Source organism: Chryseobacterium sp. BIGb0232 (assembly GCF_024810195.1).
GTDB classification, from domain to species: domain Bacteria; phylum Bacteroidota; class Bacteroidia; order Flavobacteriales; family Weeksellaceae; genus Chryseobacterium; species Chryseobacterium pennae.
In genome coordinates this window covers 191,767-209,634 of record NZ_JANUEH010000002.1, presented here as the reverse complement: position 1 = coordinate 209,634, position 17,868 = coordinate 191,767, and the positions used below count along the sequence as shown (strand labels likewise).

The window sequence follows — 17,868 nt, the reverse complement described above, 5'->3', positions numbered from 1 at the left end:
AATCCTGCCCGTTTGGGCGGGATTTTTTTGTTGGGAATTATTCTCAAATATGATTTTGGTCAATGGATGATTACTTGTTAAAAAATCTATAACAGGACGTATCTATTGGGATTGTTCAGGTTATTTTTCCTAAATTTAAGTAAAATTACATTAAATGCAAATAGATACAAGACCCCTGAATGTTCAGGATTATGATGAACTGGCAGCAACAATGAAAAGGGCTTATCCACAAATGTCGGAATCCATATGGTCTAAAAAAAGTATAGAAAAACTCACAAGAATGTTTCCTGATGGGCAAATCTGTATTACGGTAGATGGAAAACTGGCTGCAGTAGCGCTTTCTATTATTGTAAATTATGACGAATTCGGTGACGATCATACCTATAGTGATATTACAGGAAATTATACCTTTAATACCCATACCTCAAAAGGAAATGTTTTATATGGAATAGAAGTTTTTGTAGACCCTGAATTCCGTGAACTGCGTTTGGGAAGAAGACTCTATGATGCCAGAAAGGAATTATGTGAACTTTTAAACTTGAAATCAATTATCCTGGGTGGAAGAATCCCGAATTATCACAAACACAGCCATGAGCTTTCTCCAAGAGAATATATCCGAAGAGTAAGAGATAAAGAGATTTATGATCCTGTGTTGTCTTTTCAGCTCTCCAATAATTTTCTGCCAATCAGGGTGTTAAAAAAATATCTTCCAGAAGATGAAGCGTCAAGAGAAAATGCAGTGCTACTGCAATGGAATAATATTTACTATAGCAAAAACCCGAATACCATGCAGGACAGTATCATCCGTCTTGGATTGGTACAGTGGCAGATGAGGCATTTCAAAGATATAGAGGCCTTTTATGAACAGGTAGAGTTCTTTGTGAATGTAATGGGAGATTACAAGTCAGATTTCGTATTGTTTCCGGAGCTTTTCAATACACCATTGCTGGCGCCTTTCAATAACCTTTCAGAAAGAGACAGTATGATAGAGTTGGCAAAGCTTACTGAAGATATTAAAAAGAAAATTTCTGAACTGGCCATCAGCTATAATGTCAATATTATTTCCGGAAGTATGCCTGTTTTTGATAATGAGACTAATGATTTGTATAACGTAAGCTACCTTCTTCACCGTGATGGTCGTAAGGATGAATACAGAAAAATCCATATTACTCCGAACGAAAAGAGATATTATGGAATGAAAGGAGGAAATGAGATCAAAGTTTTCGATACAGACTGTGGTAAAATAGGACTCGTGATCTGCTACGACGTTGAATTCCCTGAATTGCCAAGAATTTTAGCTGACCAGGGCATGAAGATACTGTTTGTTCCTTATCTTACCGATACACAGAACGCTTATATGAGAGTGCGCCACTGTGCTGCAGCCAGAGCTATAGAAAATGAATGTTATGTTGCCATTGCAGGTTGTGTAGGAAATCTTCCGAAAGTAAATAATATGGATATCCAGTTTGGACAGGCAGCTGTATTTACTCCCTCAGATTTTGCCTTTCCATCCAATGCAGTGAAAGGAGAGGCAACTCCTAATACGGAAATGACTTTAATTGTAGATGTAGACCTTAATTTATTGAAGGATCTTCATCACAACGGTTCCGTTCAGGTGATGAAAGACCGGAGAAAAGACCTTTATGAAACCTATCTTAAATAGAGATCTCAGGGTAATTTTTTCATTGGATTTTTTGAAATACTAGGCGTGACCAGATGACAGGCTCTTTTCCTGGAAGAAGACTTGGTTGTTTTTCGAGGGTTAAAAGAGCTTTCAGCCCAGTTTGTTCAGCCTGTTGTATGGTAGATATTGTACAAGTTGGGAAAATATGAGTTCCAACACCCGCAGGACCATTTCTTAAGCTAAGAGCAAGAATTCCTTTTTTTGTCAGAAGCTGTGAAACTTTTATCATTGAAAAATGCTGTTCTTCCGGGCTGAGGTGATGCCATACTCCAGATACCAAAATAAAATCAAACTTTACGTCAGGACTTAAAAACTTAAGTTCTGGCAATGCATCCTGAATCCAATTGATCCCAAAATTAGGATATAATTTTTTCCCTGCTTTAAAAAGAGCTTCAGATGGTTCTACAGCAGTCACTGAATGTCCCATAGAAGATAATACAGAAGAATCTTTACCTATTCCGGCCCCAAGATCAAGAATCCTGCTAGAGCTTTTTGGGATAAAGGGAATGAAATCGTGATGTAATTCTGTAAAGTCTATTGAAACTGTTGCTTCAATAAATTTGTCAAGAGCAGCGGTGTATCCTTCAGTTCCGGGAACTTTTAATTTCATAATAAAAACTAGTTTCTTGTAAAAATACAAAAGTGTAGATTTATTTCTGTTTTTTTATATGTATTCTGGGATATTATAACAACAGGACAGTGCTCATAGGTATATAGTAAAATTTGGATTAAAACTATACTTAACACCTATTAAATAATAGAGTAGCGGAATTTAAATAACAAAACAGAATGCGAAAGCATTCTGTTTTTATTTTACCTAAAATTTAAATGTGTATCTTATAAATACTGTGGGCAAACTACCGCAGGACAAATCATTCCCGGGCATTTTGGAAGTCCGTCAGTAGGACAGCACTGGTGAGAGCACTTACCACCGATAATAATTCCGCTTCCTGAAACGTTTTTTAATTGTTCTCTTGAAAGTTTGCTGTTACGTAAATTTTTCATGTTGTAATACTTTTATTGGTTTGTTTTAAGTTTGTACTTCGTAAATATATAAAATATTATTATACATAACATTCTTTCTTTATTATGCTTGTAAATAATAATGTAAAATGCTGATTATGTGATTGTATTTTTAATCTCTTTATCGTGAATTTCTGTTTTTGTTTTAAATTCAGGACAGCAAACAGATTTGAAGACAGGAAGAATAAACACCTTAAAGAATAATTATACTCCGGTTTTCATCTTTCTGGAATATTTGATGAAAGGATATTCGGTAATTATACAACTACAAGTAACTTCCAGCCTCAAACTTCCATCTTCCCTCTATTAACCTTTTATATTCAGTTTAAATTAGTATTAGGAACAGTTTTTGGAGTACATTGCACCTACTATTGATACACTATGTTTGACAAGCAGCAAAGAAAACTGAAAAGATCCGCAAGACTGATTTCCGTATTAAGCAAATACGGATTTAAAGATATTCTCGCAAGAATGAATGGCGGAAATAAGCAGGAAGATGTTTCCGGGAATTCAGATGAAATTATTTCCAAAGGAACCGTTTATGAAAGAATCAGATTGGCATTGGAAGAATTGGGACCTACTTTTGTAAAGCTGGGACAGACTTTCAGTAACAGGGAAGATCTGCTGCCACCGGAACTGATTCAGGAGCTGCAAAAGTTGCAGGATAAGGTGGAAACGGTAGATATGGACGTGGAAGAAGCACTGGAAAGTGAATTCAATATTTCTGTGAAGGATCATTTTCTGGAAATCCAGAAAGAACCGCTGGCTACTGCCTCCATTGCACAGGTTTATAAAGCTGTTTTGCTGGACGGAAGTCCGGTCATTTTGAAACTTAGAAAACCAGACGTACAATCCGTCATTGAAGATGATTTACTGCTCATTAAAGATATTGAAAAAATAATTTCTGCCTATTCAGAAATAGGAGAGAAGCTGAATCTCAAACAGGCTATTTCCACTTTTGAAAGATCATTATTGGAAGAAGTTTCTTTGACGAATGAAAGAAATAATATCCAGCAGTTTCGCCTGAATTTTAAGAATAACAAAGAAACCTATGTTCCTAAAATTTACGAAGACTATTCCAATAACAATATTCTTTGTATGGAGTTCATCGATGGAATAAAGGTAACTGATAAATCTGTTCTTCTGGCTAATGATATTGATCCTGTAAAAGTTTCTGAAGCAGGATTAAGACTCTTTGTTTCCCAGATTTTAGACTATGGTTTCTTTCATGCTGATCCACATGCAGGGAATATTTTAGTGAAAAAAGATGGGAAAATTGTCTTTATTGATTTTGGAGCCGTTGGAAAAATCCAGCCCAACGATAAGGAAATCCTTGAAAACCTGATCGTAAGTTTTGTTTCTAAAAACCCACACAAAATTGTCCGTTATCTCAAAAAAATGGCGATTAGCTATGAAATCCCAGATGAAAGACGATTTGAAAATGATGTGGAAGATATTCTGAATTTTGTTCACAGTTCCTCATTACAGGAGATTAATGTTCAGGTTATTATCAATAAGATGAAGGATATTTTAAAGGATAACAGGTTGTACATGCCAGATTATTTCTACCTTTTATTTAAAGGAATCAGCCTGATAGAAGGAGTGGGGAGAAATATTAACCCGGATCTGGATATTGTCAAAAGCCTTCACCCTTACACTAAAAAGATTTTTACCAAAAAAATAAGTCCGAAGAACCTTTTGAAAACAGGAATGGACCGGATGATGAATTTTACGGATAATGTGGATGAAATTCCAAAAGAACTCCGCTCTGTACTTCAAAAACTGGATGAAAATAAATTTACGGTCTCCAGTGAGATCAAAAATATTGAAAAGACAAACCAGCTGATAAAATCCAGTGTGATTAACCTGATTTTAGCCATGATTTTAGGAGCAAATATTATTGCAACAGCCATTGTTTTTTCTTCAGAATCCGGACCAAGAATAGGAGAGCTATCTGTGGTTGCGGTTTTAGGTTTCGTTTTTTCAATTATTTTAATATTAATACTTTTGTTGAGAGTAACAAGGAAATAGCAGGTTATAAGATTCGGGATTTTAGATTATATATTTTCTATGCCTAGAATCTTGCATCCAAAACTTCGCACCAAAATATAACAATGAAAAAACTAATGATACCTATTATGCTTTTCTGTGGCATATTTGCTATGGCTCAGGAAGGAACTGAAGAGAAAACTCAAGGAGATTTTGACGGAAACGGAACAAAGGAATATGTCTATGCTAAGGTCAGTGATTGTACTGATGAATGTGATGGAAAATGTGATACCACGATGTATTTCAGTGATAAAAATATAAAGCCATTCACTATTTCGATGGCTAAAGGGGGAGCTTTATACAATCTGGGAGATCTTAACAATGACGGAAAGGACGAGATTGGTTTTTATCCCAATTGGTGTACAAGCTGCTGGCATTCTTTCTACGTTTACACATTAAGCAAAACAGAATGGAAACTGCTCGTAGATCCTATTTCCACACATTGCAACCAGTGGGAAGAAGACAAATTTCCAATTAAAAAAGATCCTAAAAAGAAAGGAAATGTTATCATCACTACCAGTGAATGGAAAGATGATGATATTAAAATAAGCAGTAAAAGCGTAAAGGTTAACTGATGAGGTTAAGGTTCAAAGTATAGAGCTGAAGGTTTTGGGCTCAGTTCTCAGGCTTTCACTCTTTTGATCTGGGATTCCTGTCTTTGCCATCGGTCATCTCAAAAACCCGATTTTACATTCTACATATTAATACTTATCTTTGCAAAATGGAAAAACTCACTTTTGCAGATTTTGACCTACCGGTTAAAGTTCTTGATGTTTTAGCAGATTTAGAATTATTTGAGCCTACTCCCATTCAGGAGAAGAGTTTAAAGCCAATCCTTTCCGGAAGAGATGTAATGGGAATTGCACAAACCGGAACAGGAAAAACCCTGGCTTATCTTTTACCCGTTCTGAAGACCTGGAAATACAGTAAAACTGGAAATCCAACTGTTTTGGTACTGGTTCCTACAAGAGAATTGGTAGTACAGGTGACGGAAATTCTTGAGACACTGACTGAAAATATTACCGCAAGAGTTATCGGAATATATGGTGGTAAAAACATCAATACACAGAAACTTTTATTCAATGATGGTTGTGACATTTTAGTAGGAACACCGGGTAGGGTGATGGACCTTTCCATAGACAATGCTATTTCCCTTAAAGAAGTTCAGAAGCTTATCATTGATGAATTTGATGAAATGCTGAACCTTGGTTTCAGACCACAGCTGACTCACATTTTCGAAATGATGAAAGAAAAGAGACAGAATATCCTTTTCTCTGCAACGATGACAGAGGCTGTAGATGATATGCTGGATGAGTATTTCGCAAGTCCTGTAGAAATTTCATTGGCAAAATCAGGAACTCCGCTTGAAAAGATCGAGCAGACTGCCTATAAAGTTGAGAATTTCAATACCAAGATCAACCTTCTTGAACATTTGCTGAAGAATAACACAGACATGTCTAAAGTGTTGATTTTTAATAATAATAAAAAACATGCAGATCTTCTTTTCACTAAGATCGATGAGCTTTTCCCTGAACAGTTTGATGTGATTCACTCCAATAAGTCTCAAAACTACAGGCTTAAGGCGATGAAGAGCTTTGAAAACGAAGAAATCAGAGGCCTTATTACTACCGATGTAATGGCGAGAGGTCTTGATATTTCAAACATTACTCACGTTATCAACTTTGAAACTCCTGATATTCCTGAACAGTATATTCACAGAATCGGTAGAACCGGTAGAGCTGATAAAGAAGGTAAGGCAATAACTTTTGTTACTAAAAAAGAAGAGCCTTTAATTCTTGATATCGAGCTTTTGATGGATAAAGATTTAAAGTTTTATGACTTCCCTGAAGAGGTTAAAATTAATCCAAACAAAATTGCTTCTGAGAAAGATGAGGTAATAATGAAGAACCCGGCTCAGGTAAAACTGAATGATGGAGGAGGTGCTTTCCATGAGAAAAAAGCCAAGAATACAAAAGAAAACTGGGGTGGACCTTCAAAAAGAAAAGCACCTAAGAAATTTGGGGCTAACAGAGCACAGCAAAAATCAATTTCTAAATCGAAGAAAAAGAAATAAAGAAAAACGATTCCTGATATGGGAATCGTTTTTTTTATCACTTTTGTTGATTGTAGTAAGGTTGGTATTTTTCCTCCCCCTCATCTTCCTGTCTTCAGATTTGTAGTAATGCGTGACTTTTTTAGATTTCTTCGGCCTTATTATAAATCAGCAGATTTTGGGAAGTTTTCATTTTTTACTCGAAGTCAATTTTATTATTTTTCAAAATTTCTTTAAACTTATCCACCTTATTTTCCTCTTTCATACTTTTGTAGATATGACCTATTATTGTTTCTGCATCAGAGCGGTAAGGTGATTTCTGCTCAGTATAGATCCTGTAAGCTTTGCAGATGTAATCAAGTCCTTTTTCGCTGTTTTTCAAATAAGAAAAATAGGTTTGTCCCATTCCATAATAAACTTCCGGATCTCCGGGATACACTTTATCCAAATCATTATAAGCATCAATAGCCTTTTGGTATTCCTTTTTATAAATATAGGTCATTGCTATATTCTGTAAAGGCATTTTACCTTTTGGATCAATAGCCAAAGACTGTTTATAAGCATTCAGTGCTTTATCATATTCATCAACTCTTCTATAGCAAATCCCAAGATTATCCCAGGCATATATGAATTTTGAATCAGTCTTTACAGCTTGCTCGTAATTTTGAATAGCTTCCTTCCAGTTTTCCTTTTTTGAAGCTTCAACTGCTTTCTGATAGAAATCAACTGCAACTTCATTTTTTGAAAACTTGTCATAATTGGTTTCTGTAGTTTTTGTAGCCTTCTTTACACTTTCACAGTTTTGCATCAGATAGCGTTCCAGTTTATTGTAGTTGTCTATATACTGTTTTGAGTTCTTATCGGAATTAAAAGTCAGGTTAATCTGCTTTTTCCCATTCACCTCAGGTGCTGTTTCTGAAAGCTTTTCTGCTCCTGACAAGAGGGATGATAGCTGAAGTGCTCCAGTGTATTTATCAATACATTCATGAACATCTTTTATAATATCTTCCTTTTTCCGGTTAGACAAAGCAATAGAATCAGCACACTTACATGCATTCTCCGAAAGTTCCTGAATAATCTTTTTTTCATCAGGTTTTTCTTGAGAAAACGAAAACGAAAATGGTAAAATAAAAAGTAAAATGGTTATTGTTTTTTTTATCATAGGATTGGGTTTATTTCATATAAGGAGTCATCACCTTAGTCCAGATCTGATAGCCTTCCGGTTTAAAGTGAAGCATATCTTCCACAAAAATATCTTTTCTTACCCTTCCGTTAGCATCTTCCATTGCTTTGGTTACATCTATAAACTCAGAATGTGGCTGCTTTTTCATAAAAGCTTCAATTCTGGCATTGGCTTCTTTGATCTGAGGCCAAAGGACTTCTCTGCTGGGGGAGTATTTCATTGAAATATAATCCACTTCAATATTAGGAAATCGTTCACGTATTTTTTTGTAGAAGCTTTTGTATCTTTTTACTACTTTTTGTGCCTTCAGCTGATGATTATCGGCGAAGTCATTTTCTCCACAATAGATAATAATCTGCTTAGGCTGATACGGGGAGAGCAGGTCATTCGCAAAATAATTAAGATCTGTAAGTCTGGAACCTCCGAACCCTCTGTTGATGATGGTTTTAGTAGGGAAATAATCCGCTACATCAGTCCATTTGGTAAAGGATGAGCTTCCTATTAATAAAATAGCATTTTGAGGAGGTGGTTTTTGTTGATCTTGTTTTTTGAATTCCTGGATGTCATGCCAGAACATTGGTTTTTTTTCCTGTGAAAAGGCAAAAATAAAACACAGCAATAGAAATGCTGATAGAATCTTCTTCATTATATTCAGTTTTAAAATTTGAGATAAAAGTAATAAAAAACTCCCGATCAACGGGAGTTTAGGTTTTATCTTTTGTAAGTAATGTAGGTGATGTCTATAATCTTGTCTCCATCCTTATCATAGTTGCCGGTTTGCTGTACCAGTCTAAGTTCCGTATTAGTCAGCATATCAACTTTGAAACTCATATTTTCAACATCTTCTCCGCTAAGCTGGATGTTGAGAAGTTTAGAATCTGTATCATAAGTATATTTGCCTTCATTTTTAGCGGCAAACTGGCAATTGGTACCATCTGGATTTCCATCATAAGCAGTATAGCTTACATAATAGTCTGTTCTGAAAAAAAGGATATTGTTAGCACTGCATCCTTCCGGAGTTGTCGTTTCAAGCACAGTTTTATTATCTTTTCCTGAAATAATTTCTGTCTTTACTTCTTTCCAATCCCCTTTCATAATGTCCATTTCATAGGCTGTAAGGTTATCGTCATTACAAGAAGTAAGTGCCAGAGCTGAAAAGGCAAATAAAAGTAGCTGTTTTTTCATTTTCACAAATTTAAGAATATGCTAAAATATAAATAAATTTGAAATATAAGTAATGAAATGATCTTTTTTTAAACGAATGTTTATGGATAAGAAGAAAGAGTAGTGGAGGAATTAAAAAATAAGAGATTGGGAATTATTTGTAAAAGATAAAAGATAAAAGATAAAAGATAAAAGATAAAAGATAAAAGATAAAAGATAAAAGATAAAAGATAAAAGATAAAAGATCTTGTCGTTAAACAACTATTATCCTATATGCATATCTGTTTGTATATCAAAATCAATTAGAGCGGGCTTTAGCCCACTCTAATTATAAAATTTATATTCATATGGCTTTAGCCAAAATTCAAAATATGTACTTCAATTCAAAACTTTAAATCTTGAGCTCAAAAACCTCTAGTAGCTCATTTCTACAATTTTTGAAGCATCCTGAGGAGTTAGTTTTTTATACTCCCCAAGGCCCATCCAGTTTCTGTCTGTAAAAGCTTTCTCCACTTTTTCAGCAGTTCCTTTATAATCTTCTGTATATTCAGAAAGTCTGGTCTTGATATGAAGGCTGTGGAAGAACTCTTCAAGTTTTTTGATTCCCAGCTCCGCTTTTTCTTCAATACTTCCGTCTTTAATTCCCCATACTCTTTCAGCATATTGGGCCAATTTTCCTTTTTTATCGTCAAAATTATAACGGTAGTGGGAAGGAGCGATGATTGCTAGTGTTCTTGCGTGATCAATACCGAAATACGCTGTCAGTTCATGGCCCATAGCATGTACAGCCCAGTCTGTAATCACTCCTTTCTGGATCAGTCCGTTTAATGCCATAGTACAACACCACATAAAGTTTCCGGCAGCGTCATAATTGAAGTCATCTGCTAATACTTTAGGAGCCGTTTCCTGAAGGCTGATTAAGATACTTTCTGCAATTCTTTCCTGAAGATCAGCAGAAGACGGAGCCGTCATATATTGCTCCAATACATGAGTATAGGCATCAGTAATTCCGTTTACAATCTGATTTTTAGGAATGGATCTGATCACTTCAGGGTCCAAAACAGAGAATTGCGGAAAAAGTCCAGGTCCTCCTGAAGAAAGCTTTTCATTGGTTTCTCTTCTTGAGATCACGTATCCTGAATTCATTTCCGATCCGGTTGCAGGAAGCGTTAGGATACTGCCGAATGGCACGCCTTCACCTTCAAAGGTTCTCACTTGTTTTCTCAGAATATCCCAAGGCTCACCATTGTAATTGGCTGCAGCAGAGATGAACTTAGTTCCGTCAATCACAGATCCCCCGCCTACAGCAAGAAGATAATTGATGTTTTTTTCTTTGATAAAACTGAGTGCATTTATCAAAACTTCATATTCAGGATTGGCAGGAACACCACCGAATTCGTAAAGATCGTGGTCTTTTAAAGCTTCTTTTACCTGATCATAGACCCCATTATTTTTTATGCTTCCACCTCCATAGATCATTAATATTTTGGCATCCTTAGGGATTTCATTGGAAATTTTAGAGATTTCTCCTTTTCCGAAAAGTATTTTGGTCGGATTTTTAAACTCGAAATTAAGCATTGTTCTAAATTTATTTAACCCAAATTTACGGAATGAAAAGGAAAAATTGAGTTAATGAAATTTTAAAATTGCTATCACTGATTTTCATGAAAGCTATCAAAACCTATTTACCAATCTGTAGGTAACGGATAATTATTTGATTGTATTTATTGGGACTTATTGGAAAGGTAGACTTTCGCCCTTTTGATAAAATCTTCTTTATCCTTTTTGATGTCTTCCAGCAACTTTTTCCTGTCATCCGGAATCGTCAGATATTTGTCTCCCCAGAGGTTAATTTCAACAATAATAGGCACCAGATCAATTCCTTTTTCTGTAAGATAGTATAATATTTTTAGCTTATTGTCCGGATGATCCCTTTTGTCGATAATTCCATTTTCCATAAGGTTCTGAAGCCTTGTAGCCAGAATATTGGACGCAATTTTTTCATCAGCTTTCTGAAGTTCTCCATAGGTACATTCCTTTTTAAGCATCAGATCACGGATGATTAATAGTGACCATTTATCTCCCCATATTTCCAATGAACAGCTGATAGGGCAGTCTGATCTTTTTCTACTCATTATTTTAATTTTTCTTTAAAAAAAAATATTACTTGCAAAATGAAAGTAATTATTTTAATTTTGCTTTTATTTTGCAAGTAAATTTAATCATAAATAATTAATAAATCAAATGGAAAACTATGACATTGCCGTGATTGGCTCAGGACCTGGAGGATATGTTGCAGCTATAAGAAGTGCTCAATTAGGCTATAAAACAGTGATTATTGAAAAATATGAAACATTGGGGGGAACCTGTACGAATGTAGGCTGTATTCCAACAAAAGCTTTACTGGACAGTACTCATCATTATGCAGATGCCCAACATAAGTTTAAGGAACATGGAATTAAGCTTGATACAATAGAACTGGATTTTTCTCAGCTGTACAAAAGAAAATCTGAAGTGGTAGGTAAAAATACCAGCGGACTCGATTTTTTAATGAATAAAAATAAAATTACCCGTCTGAAGGGGACAGCAGGTTTCGTCAATAACTCTGTTATTAAAATTACTAATGAAACAGAATCCAGAGAGATTACAGCTAAAAACTATATCATTGCAACAGGCTCAAAACCATCAACTATTCCGGGAGTGGAAATTGATAAAAGGAGAATCATCACTTCCACTGAAGCTTTATCCTTACAAGAAAAGCCTGAATCTATGGTGATCATCGGAGGCGGAGTAATAGGAGTAGAAATGGCCTCCATCTTCAACAGAATCGGAACACAGGTCACAGTTCTCGAATATGCAGATCATCTGATTACGGCGATGGATCATGAATTGGGGAAAAATCTTCAGAAAATCCTAAAAAAAGAAGGAGTTGATATCCGCTTGGGACAGGCTGTTTATAAAACCGAAAGTTCAGAGTCTGTAGCAAAAGTCTTTTTTAAAGATAAAAATGGAATAGAAAATAGTCTGGAGGCTGAATATGTTTTGGTAGCTGTAGGAAGAAGCCCTTATACAAAAGGATTGGGATTAGAAAATACAGCAGTGGAGGTAGACAACCGAGGATTCATTAAAGTTAATGAAAACAGCAGGACGTCTGTTTCTAATATCTATGCCATCGGAGATGTAATCGGCGGAGCAATGCTTGCCCATAAGGCTGAAGAAGAAGGTGTTTTGGTAGCTGAAACAATTAACGGACAGAATCATCATATTCACTACGACCGTATTCCTTCTGTGGTCTATACCTGGCCGGAAGTAGCGTCTGTAGGGTACAGTGAAGAATATCTCAAAAAGAATAATATTGCTTATAATGTTGGAAAGTTCCCATTTTCAGCCAGTGCAAGAGCCCGAGCATCGATGGATATAGAGGGGTTTGCAAAAGTTTTGATTGATCCAAAATATGGAGAGGTACTTGGAGTACATATTATCGGAGCCCGAGCTGCAGATCTTATTGCGCAGGGCGTTATTGCCCAGGAATATGAAGTCACGGCAGAAGATATGTTCCGTATTTCGTATGCTCATCCAACCTATTCAGAAACATTAAAAGAAGCATATCTGATCGCATCAGGACAAGGAGCAATTAATATCTGATCCTGACTACTTTAAATTGCCACGATACACAAATAAAATAATTAGTGTATTCATGGCAAAAATTCTGGGTAACTCTTGCCGGGAATCTTTGATTTTCTTGCGCCTTAAAATATGCATGTTGTTTAACATCTTAGCGACCTTGCGTTTTCCAACAATATGAGTATGATGAAAAAAGGGAATGTTTGGAAACGCAAAGTCGCTATTTTTTTTTCTTTTTGATATTGTTTTTAAGGCGCTAGGATTTCATCTGTGATAAAATTGTATACTGCTAATAATTGCCACGGATACCTTTAGATTTGCAAAACGTATTTGTGGCAAAAAATAAATGACGTTCTTGCTGAAAACTTTTCATTTTCCTGTATCTTAAAATAGATGTAAAAGTTATTGTCCAATATATTATAAAGTGGTACAGTCCTCATTTTTTGAGTAAATACCATTACTTTTAGCTTCCAGTTTTCCGGTCTTTCTGTTGATCTTAATTAAAAACGACTCTTTAACAACCGGACAGCCTTTAGATTGTAAAGCATACAGGGAAATAGAGTTATCTTCAATTTTATAAGAACCTGTAAAACGGTTTTTAGTATCGATAGTGTAGCCATATGTCCTGGCCAGTAAAATAGCTTCCGGAAGATTATCTACTGTTCCGATGAAATCCCTTAATTGCTGTTCATTGGAAAAATAAACAGGTCTGTCTTTTTTACAGGCAAGAATATAGGAAAAACAATTATTACCCATGCATTTCTGGAAAAACCCTTTTTCAGGAGCAGGCTCATTAATGGTCATAAAAAGAGGGGCCTGACTTTCATAGATGATAGCCTTGTCTGGATCATTGTCATTGGTGAGTACTCGCCAGTATTCGTATTCTTTATTGGGAATGACAAAAGGGTAAAGATATTCAGTAGTATCCAGAATATCCGGAATTTTTTTATAATCATCAGGAACCTTGATCTGTGCAAAAAGCAGATTGGAAAAGATCAGGGAAAGCGTGATGATAATTTTCATAAGGAAACGTGTTTTCAGCACAAATTTACGAAAATTACTCATGTTCTCAATGCCCTAAGAAGATTATAAAAACGTCATAGGATATCCGGTTTTAATATTTCCGTTGACAATCTTCTTCAATTTCGATTCTATCATTTTTCTTGTTAATGGTTTCAAATGATCAATATATAAAACTCCTTGTGTGTGGTCATACTCATGCTGAATGATTCTCGCCGTTAATCCTGTAAAAGTTTTGGTTTGTCTGATAAAATCCTGATCAAGATATTCAATGGTAATTTTCCAGGGCCTTTCTACCTTTTGAGACAGTCCGGGAATGCTTAGGCATCCTTCATAATCTTCCCAGGTCTCTTCAGAAGTGTTTAAAATCTTAGCATTAATAAAAGTTTCCCTGATTCCCTTATCATTCCTTTCGAAGGAGAGAAGCTGATCTTCAGTATCAAAGTTTTCAAATATGATCTGGCTGTCAACAATAAAAAGCTGTAGGGGTTTATTGATTTGGGAAGAGGAAAGGCCACATCCATTGGAGTTTTCCATGGTTTCCCACATATTGGCAATAAGGTCCTGTATTTCCTGACTGTTTTCATTAACCTGCATGCATTTCTGCTTTAAAATACGGTTCCCATAGGCTACAATAGGTAAATTCATTGAAATGTTTTTCTGCAAAGTTCAACAGAAGAGGGAAGATACACAATGAACCTATGTTAATTAATTTGTCTGCGGATTCTGCTTAAAGCCTGTGGAGTAATTCCGATATAAGAAGCAATATATTTTAATGGAACCCGTTGCAGAAGCACAGGCTGTTCAGTAAATAGTTTTAAGTAACGTTCTTTGGCGGTAAGTTTCAATAAAGAAAGTTCCCTTTTGCTTTTAGCCAGAAACAGTTTCTCGGAGGCAAAACGTCCCAAATGATTTCCCACATTGGTCTGATTATAAATTTTCTGTAAATCATCAAATGAGATCTGCCATACAACCGTCTCTGTTAATGCCTGCATTTCATATTCAGAAGGCGTTTGAGTGAGGAAAGAATCATAAGCACAGGTAAATTCCTTTTCAAAACTGAAGCTAAAAGTATAGCCATGTTCATCATCAGGAATATAAAATCTTACCAATCCGGATTCGATGAAAGACAAATAGTTTTCCGTATTACCCTGCTGCGTAATAATTTCGTTTTTAGCATACACTTTTCTACGGAAATATCCTGCGATGAATTCCCATTCAGATTCCTGTAGCTTAACAATTTGTTCGTAATATTCTCTGATGTAGCCCATATTCGAAAATTTTTGATACAACAGATAAAATTGTATCTAAGAATTAATTAAAACCCAAAGTTACAAAATGTTTCATTGAAGATATAGATATTGAATATTTATAGAATACTTAATTTTTGATGATAAAATTAGCTGTAATTGCTATTGTTATTTTAAATTTTCAGTTGACAATAAAGTTTTAATTTTTTGTCATTTATCAATTCAACTAATTCCAAAATCACTTACATTTGTTATTATGAGACACGACCAACGCGCAGAAAAATTCAGGCAGATCGTGGAAAATAAATTCCAGATCTACAATTCATTATTTATGAGCCTGCCTTATGATAAAATGACCAATATCGGGATGTTGCTTCCCTTCCTTTATGAGGAAAGCAAAACCGGCTATGATGCAGGAAAAACCCCCGAAGAAATTGTTGAAGAATTTTTTAAAAACCATACCGATCTTCAGACCGAAGAGCAGAAACTTGAACTGCTTTTTAAGATCATTCAATATATAGAAAGACAGGTGGTTTTATTCGACAGTATTGAAGATGCTGCATTTCCCAATCTGCATTCCGAAAGCGATGGCGGAACCGTGACCAATCTTTTTGAACGTTCTTTTCAGGATCATAAAATTGAGAAAGTACGTGGGAAATTAAAGGATTTCAGTGTAAAGGTTGTGTTTACAGCGCACCCTACACAGTTTTATCCAAGTTCAGTACAGAGAATCATCCAGGATCTGAGAGGGGCCATTACCAGTGATTCCGTTACTCAGATTGATACCCTTTTGCAGCAGCTGGGGAAAACCCCTTTTGTGAATAAGGAAAAACCGACACCAATTGATGAAGCTCTAAGCATTATTTCCTATCTGAGATATGTGTATTATGATACGATTGGTGAATTATTTACGAAGATTAAAAAGACCTTTGGAAACGGAAATTTCCATCTGCATGAAGATATTATACAGCTTGGCTTCTGGCCAGGAGGAGACCGTGACGGAAACCCTTTTGTAACGGCCGATGTCACCAAAAGAGTAGCCGAGGAGCTTCGTTCAGCCATTCTGAAGTCTTATTACAGCCATTTGAAATTCGTCAGAAGGCGATTGAGTTTCAGAGGTGTTTCTGAAGTATTGACGGCTTTAAGCGAGGAGTTGTACACGGCTATTTTTGATGGAAAAACAATTACAGCAGAAGATATTTTAAAGAAAACAGATGAGGCTGAAAAAATATTGATCAATGAGCACAATGCACTATTCTTAGATCTTTTGGTGAATTTCAGAGATCGGGTGAAAATTTTTGGAACTCATTTTGCCACGTTGGATATCCGCCAGGACAGCAGAATTCATCAGAAAGTCATTGATGAGGTTTTTGCAAAAGTATATGGAAATGAAGAAGCTGACTCCGAACAGAAATTCAATAAGCTGATTCAGATTTCAAAACAGGTAAATGCAGCTGATTTTGAGGATATTGTAACAGATACATTACTGACGGTAGCTCAGGTTTCCAAAATTCAGGACCTGAACGGGCTGAGAGGAATGAACCGCTATATTATCTCCAATTCTGATGCTGTGAAAGATGTAATGAATGTCTATGCATTCTTTAAAGTGTGTGGATATCAGGACGAAGACATCAATATGGATATTGTGCCGCTTTTTGAAACCATGGAGGGGCTTGATAATGCAGAGCATGTGATGAATGAACTGTATCAGAATCCTGTATATAAAAAACATCTTGAAAGAAGAGGAAACCAGCAGACCATTATGCTGGGCTTTTCTGATGGAACCAAGGATGGTGGATATCTAAAGGCCAACTGGGAAATTTATAAGGCTAAAGAAGTACTGACGAAACTTTCGGAGCAGAATAATATTAAAGTTGTGTTTTTTGACGGCAGAGGAGGACCTCCGGCAAGAGGTGGTGGAAAAACCCACGATTTCTATGCGTCCCAGGGAAAAACAATTGCGAATAATAAAATTGAACTGACCATTCAGGGGCAAACGATTACCAGTATTTTCGGAAATAAAGAACAGGCAAAATACAATTTTGAACAGCTTTTGACTGCCGGAGTAGAAAATGATGTATTTAAAAACGCTAAAAAAGATCTTACGGATAAAGAACGGGCATTGATTATTGAGCTGGCAAATATCAGTTATCAGAAATATTCAGATCTTAAGGCCCATCCAATGTTTGTTCCTTATCTTCAGGAGATGAGTACACTGGAATATTATGGAAAAACCAATATCGGAAGCCGTCCATCTAAAAGAGGAAACGGAAGTGAATTGAAGTTTGAAGATTTAAGAGCTATTCCATTTGTAGGTTCCTGGTCACAATTAAAACAGAATGTTCCCGGATTTTTCGGTTTTGGCTATGCTATGCAGCAGTTAAAAGAGGAGGGAAGGTTTGAAGAAGTTAGAGAACTGTATAAAGGCTCAGATTTCTTTAAAACTTTAGTTCTGAACTCTATGATGAGTATGAATAAGTCTTACTTTCCTTTAACTTATTATATCAAAAACAATCCTAAATTCGGAGCATTCTGGAATGTTCTTTTTAGTGAATACGAGCTTTCAAGAGATATTATGCTGGAATTGACTGGTTTCAAAATGCTTCAGGAAGAAGATCCGTTATCCAGAAAATCAGTGAAGATCCGTGAAAAGATTGTTTTACCATTGCTCAGTATTCAGCAATATGCACTGATGAAAATTCAGAAAGGTGAAGGAAACAAAGAAGCTTATGAGAAATTAGTGACAAGATCTTTATTCGGAAACATTAATGCAAGCAGAAACTCGGCTTAAATTGCTTTTAATGAAAGCGATATTATC

The 17,868-nt window shown here is 35.7% G+C and carries 16 protein-coding genes; 6 read left to right on the top strand and 10 right to left on the bottom strand.

The genetic code is table 11. The annotated features are described in order from the left end of the window. Positions 1–154: 154 nt before the first annotated feature. Positions 155–1,663: a carbon-nitrogen hydrolase family protein gene (locus M2372_RS07095; RefSeq protein ID WP_115973852.1), complete on the top strand. Its 1,509-nt coding sequence runs from the start codon at positions 155–157 to the stop codon at positions 1,661–1,663. A 19-nt stretch (positions 1,664–1,682) separates the two neighbouring features. Here the strand turns inward: M2372_RS07095 and M2372_RS07090 are convergent, their stop codons facing one another. Together M2372_RS07090 and M2372_RS07085 are read right to left on the bottom strand one after the other, a co-directional pair. Beyond that, entirely contained in the window at positions 1,683–2,294 is a 612-nt protein-coding gene (locus M2372_RS07090) for a bifunctional 2-polyprenyl-6-hydroxyphenol methylase/3-demethylubiquinol 3-O-methyltransferase UbiG (RefSeq protein WP_123319700.1), read from the bottom strand. Between the two features lie 227 nt (positions 2,295–2,521). Beyond that, positions 2,522–2,689: a hypothetical protein gene (locus M2372_RS07085; RefSeq protein ID WP_185018818.1), complete on the bottom strand. Its 168-nt coding sequence runs from the start codon at positions 2,687–2,689 to the stop codon at positions 2,522–2,524. Between the two features lie 399 nt (positions 2,690–3,088). Here M2372_RS07085 and M2372_RS07080 point away from each other — a divergent pair, with 399 nt between their 5' ends. The 3 genes from M2372_RS07080 (at position 3,089) to M2372_RS07070 (ending at position 6,830) form a co-directional block, all read left to right on the top strand. Continuing rightward, positions 3,089–4,738, top strand: coding sequence for an AarF/ABC1/UbiB kinase family protein (locus M2372_RS07080; RefSeq protein ID WP_123319699.1), 1,650 nt, complete (start codon positions 3,089–3,091; stop codon positions 4,736–4,738). A gap of 83 nt (positions 4,739–4,821) precedes the next feature. Continuing rightward, positions 4,822–5,331: a hypothetical protein gene (locus M2372_RS07075; protein ID WP_228455721.1), complete on the top strand. Its 510-nt coding sequence runs from the start codon at positions 4,822–4,824 to the stop codon at positions 5,329–5,331. Positions 5,332–5,477: 146 nt separating this feature from the next. After that, positions 5,478–6,830: a DEAD/DEAH box helicase gene (locus tag M2372_RS07070; protein WP_115973855.1), complete on the top strand. Its 1,353-nt coding sequence runs from the start codon at positions 5,478–5,480 to the stop codon at positions 6,828–6,830. Between the two features lie 175 nt (positions 6,831–7,005). Here the strand turns inward: M2372_RS07070 and M2372_RS07065 are convergent, their stop codons facing one another. The 5 genes from M2372_RS07065 to M2372_RS07045 all read right to left on the bottom strand — a co-directional run bounded on the left by M2372_RS07065 (position 7,006) and on the right by M2372_RS07045 (position 11,291). After that, positions 7,006–7,971, bottom strand: a complete 966-nt coding sequence (locus tag M2372_RS07065; RefSeq protein ID WP_123319697.1) for a tetratricopeptide repeat protein — start codon at positions 7,969–7,971, stop codon at positions 7,006–7,008. A 10-nt stretch (positions 7,972–7,981) separates the two neighbouring features. Continuing rightward, a complete protein-coding gene (locus M2372_RS07060) occupies positions 7,982–8,638 on the bottom strand; it encodes a GDSL-type esterase/lipase family protein (protein ID WP_123319696.1) in 657 nt (218 codons plus the stop codon). Positions 8,639–8,703: 65 nt separating this feature from the next. Continuing rightward, positions 8,704–9,177, bottom strand: a complete 474-nt coding sequence (locus M2372_RS07055; RefSeq protein WP_123319695.1) for a lipocalin family protein — start codon at positions 9,175–9,177, stop codon at positions 8,704–8,706. Positions 9,178–9,570: 393 nt separating this feature from the next. Next, positions 9,571–10,734, bottom strand: a complete 1,164-nt coding sequence (locus tag M2372_RS07050) for an iron-containing alcohol dehydrogenase (RefSeq protein ID WP_123319694.1) — start codon at positions 10,732–10,734, stop codon at positions 9,571–9,573. Positions 10,735–10,880: 146 nt separating this feature from the next. Beyond that, complete coding sequence (locus M2372_RS07045; protein ID WP_115973860.1) at positions 10,881–11,291, bottom strand: helix-turn-helix domain-containing protein; 411 nt, start codon at positions 11,289–11,291, stop codon at positions 10,881–10,883. A 109-nt stretch (positions 11,292–11,400) separates the two neighbouring features. On the opposite strand from M2372_RS07045, the gene lpdA reads away from it, so the two are divergent. After that, complete coding sequence (gene lpdA, locus M2372_RS07040; RefSeq protein ID WP_123319693.1) at positions 11,401–12,801, top strand: dihydrolipoyl dehydrogenase; 1,401 nt, start codon at positions 11,401–11,403, stop codon at positions 12,799–12,801. 396 nt (positions 12,802–13,197) lie between these two features. Here the strand turns inward: lpdA and M2372_RS07035 are convergent, their stop codons facing one another. The 3 genes from M2372_RS07035 to M2372_RS07025 form a co-directional block, all read right to left on the bottom strand. Then, positions 13,198–13,803, bottom strand: a complete 606-nt coding sequence (locus M2372_RS07035; RefSeq protein ID WP_123320115.1) for a hypothetical protein — start codon at positions 13,801–13,803, stop codon at positions 13,198–13,200. Between the two features lie 63 nt (positions 13,804–13,866). After that, positions 13,867–14,448, bottom strand: a complete 582-nt coding sequence (gene def / locus M2372_RS07030; RefSeq protein WP_123319692.1) for a peptide deformylase — start codon at positions 14,446–14,448, stop codon at positions 13,867–13,869. Positions 14,449–14,504: 56 nt separating this feature from the next. Next, positions 14,505–15,071, bottom strand: coding sequence for a Crp/Fnr family transcriptional regulator (locus M2372_RS07025; RefSeq protein WP_123319691.1), 567 nt, complete (start codon positions 15,069–15,071; stop codon positions 14,505–14,507). A gap of 235 nt (positions 15,072–15,306) precedes the next feature. Here M2372_RS07025 and M2372_RS07020 point away from each other — a divergent pair, with 235 nt between their 5' ends. Next, on the top strand, positions 15,307–17,841 hold the full coding sequence (locus tag M2372_RS07020) for a phosphoenolpyruvate carboxylase (RefSeq protein WP_123319690.1): 2,535 nt from the start codon (positions 15,307–15,309) through the stop codon (positions 17,839–17,841). Positions 17,842–17,868 lie beyond the last annotated feature (27 nt).

Coding starts and splice junctions, on each gene's coding strand:
- M2372_RS07095 (WP_115973852.1), top strand. CDS start 155: ATGCAAATAGATACAAGACCCCTGAATGTTCAGGATTATGATGAACTG.
- M2372_RS07090 (WP_123319700.1), bottom strand. CDS start 2,294: ATGAAATTAAAAGTTCCCGGAACTGAAGGATACACCGCTGCTCTTGAC.
- M2372_RS07085 (WP_185018818.1), bottom strand. CDS start 2,689: ATGAAAAATTTACGTAACAGCAAACTTTCAAGAGAACAATTAAAAAAC.
- M2372_RS07080 (WP_123319699.1), top strand. CDS start 3,089: ATGTTTGACAAGCAGCAAAGAAAACTGAAAAGATCCGCAAGACTGATT.
- M2372_RS07075 (WP_228455721.1), top strand. CDS start 4,822: ATGAAAAAACTAATGATACCTATTATGCTTTTCTGTGGCATATTTGCT.
- M2372_RS07070 (WP_115973855.1), top strand. CDS start 5,478: ATGGAAAAACTCACTTTTGCAGATTTTGACCTACCGGTTAAAGTTCTT.
- M2372_RS07065 (WP_123319697.1), bottom strand. CDS start 7,971: ATGATAAAAAAAACAATAACCATTTTACTTTTTATTTTACCATTTTCG.
- M2372_RS07060 (WP_123319696.1), bottom strand. CDS start 8,638: ATGAAGAAGATTCTATCAGCATTTCTATTGCTGTGTTTTATTTTTGCC.
- M2372_RS07055 (WP_123319695.1), bottom strand. CDS start 9,177: ATGAAAAAACAGCTACTTTTATTTGCCTTTTCAGCTCTGGCACTTACT.
- M2372_RS07050 (WP_123319694.1), bottom strand. CDS start 10,734: ATGCTTAATTTCGAGTTTAAAAATCCGACCAAAATACTTTTCGGAAAA.
- M2372_RS07045 (WP_115973860.1), bottom strand. CDS start 11,291: ATGAGTAGAAAAAGATCAGACTGCCCTATCAGCTGTTCATTGGAAATA.
- lpdA (WP_123319693.1), top strand. CDS start 11,401: ATGGAAAACTATGACATTGCCGTGATTGGCTCAGGACCTGGAGGATAT.
- M2372_RS07035 (WP_123320115.1), bottom strand. CDS start 13,803: ATGAAAATTATCATCACGCTTTCCCTGATCTTTTCCAATCTGCTTTTT.
- def (WP_123319692.1), bottom strand. CDS start 14,448: ATGAATTTACCTATTGTAGCCTATGGGAACCGTATTTTAAAGCAGAAA.
- M2372_RS07025 (WP_123319691.1), bottom strand. CDS start 15,071: ATGGGCTACATCAGAGAATATTACGAACAAATTGTTAAGCTACAGGAA.
- M2372_RS07020 (WP_123319690.1), top strand. CDS start 15,307: ATGAGACACGACCAACGCGCAGAAAAATTCAGGCAGATCGTGGAAAAT.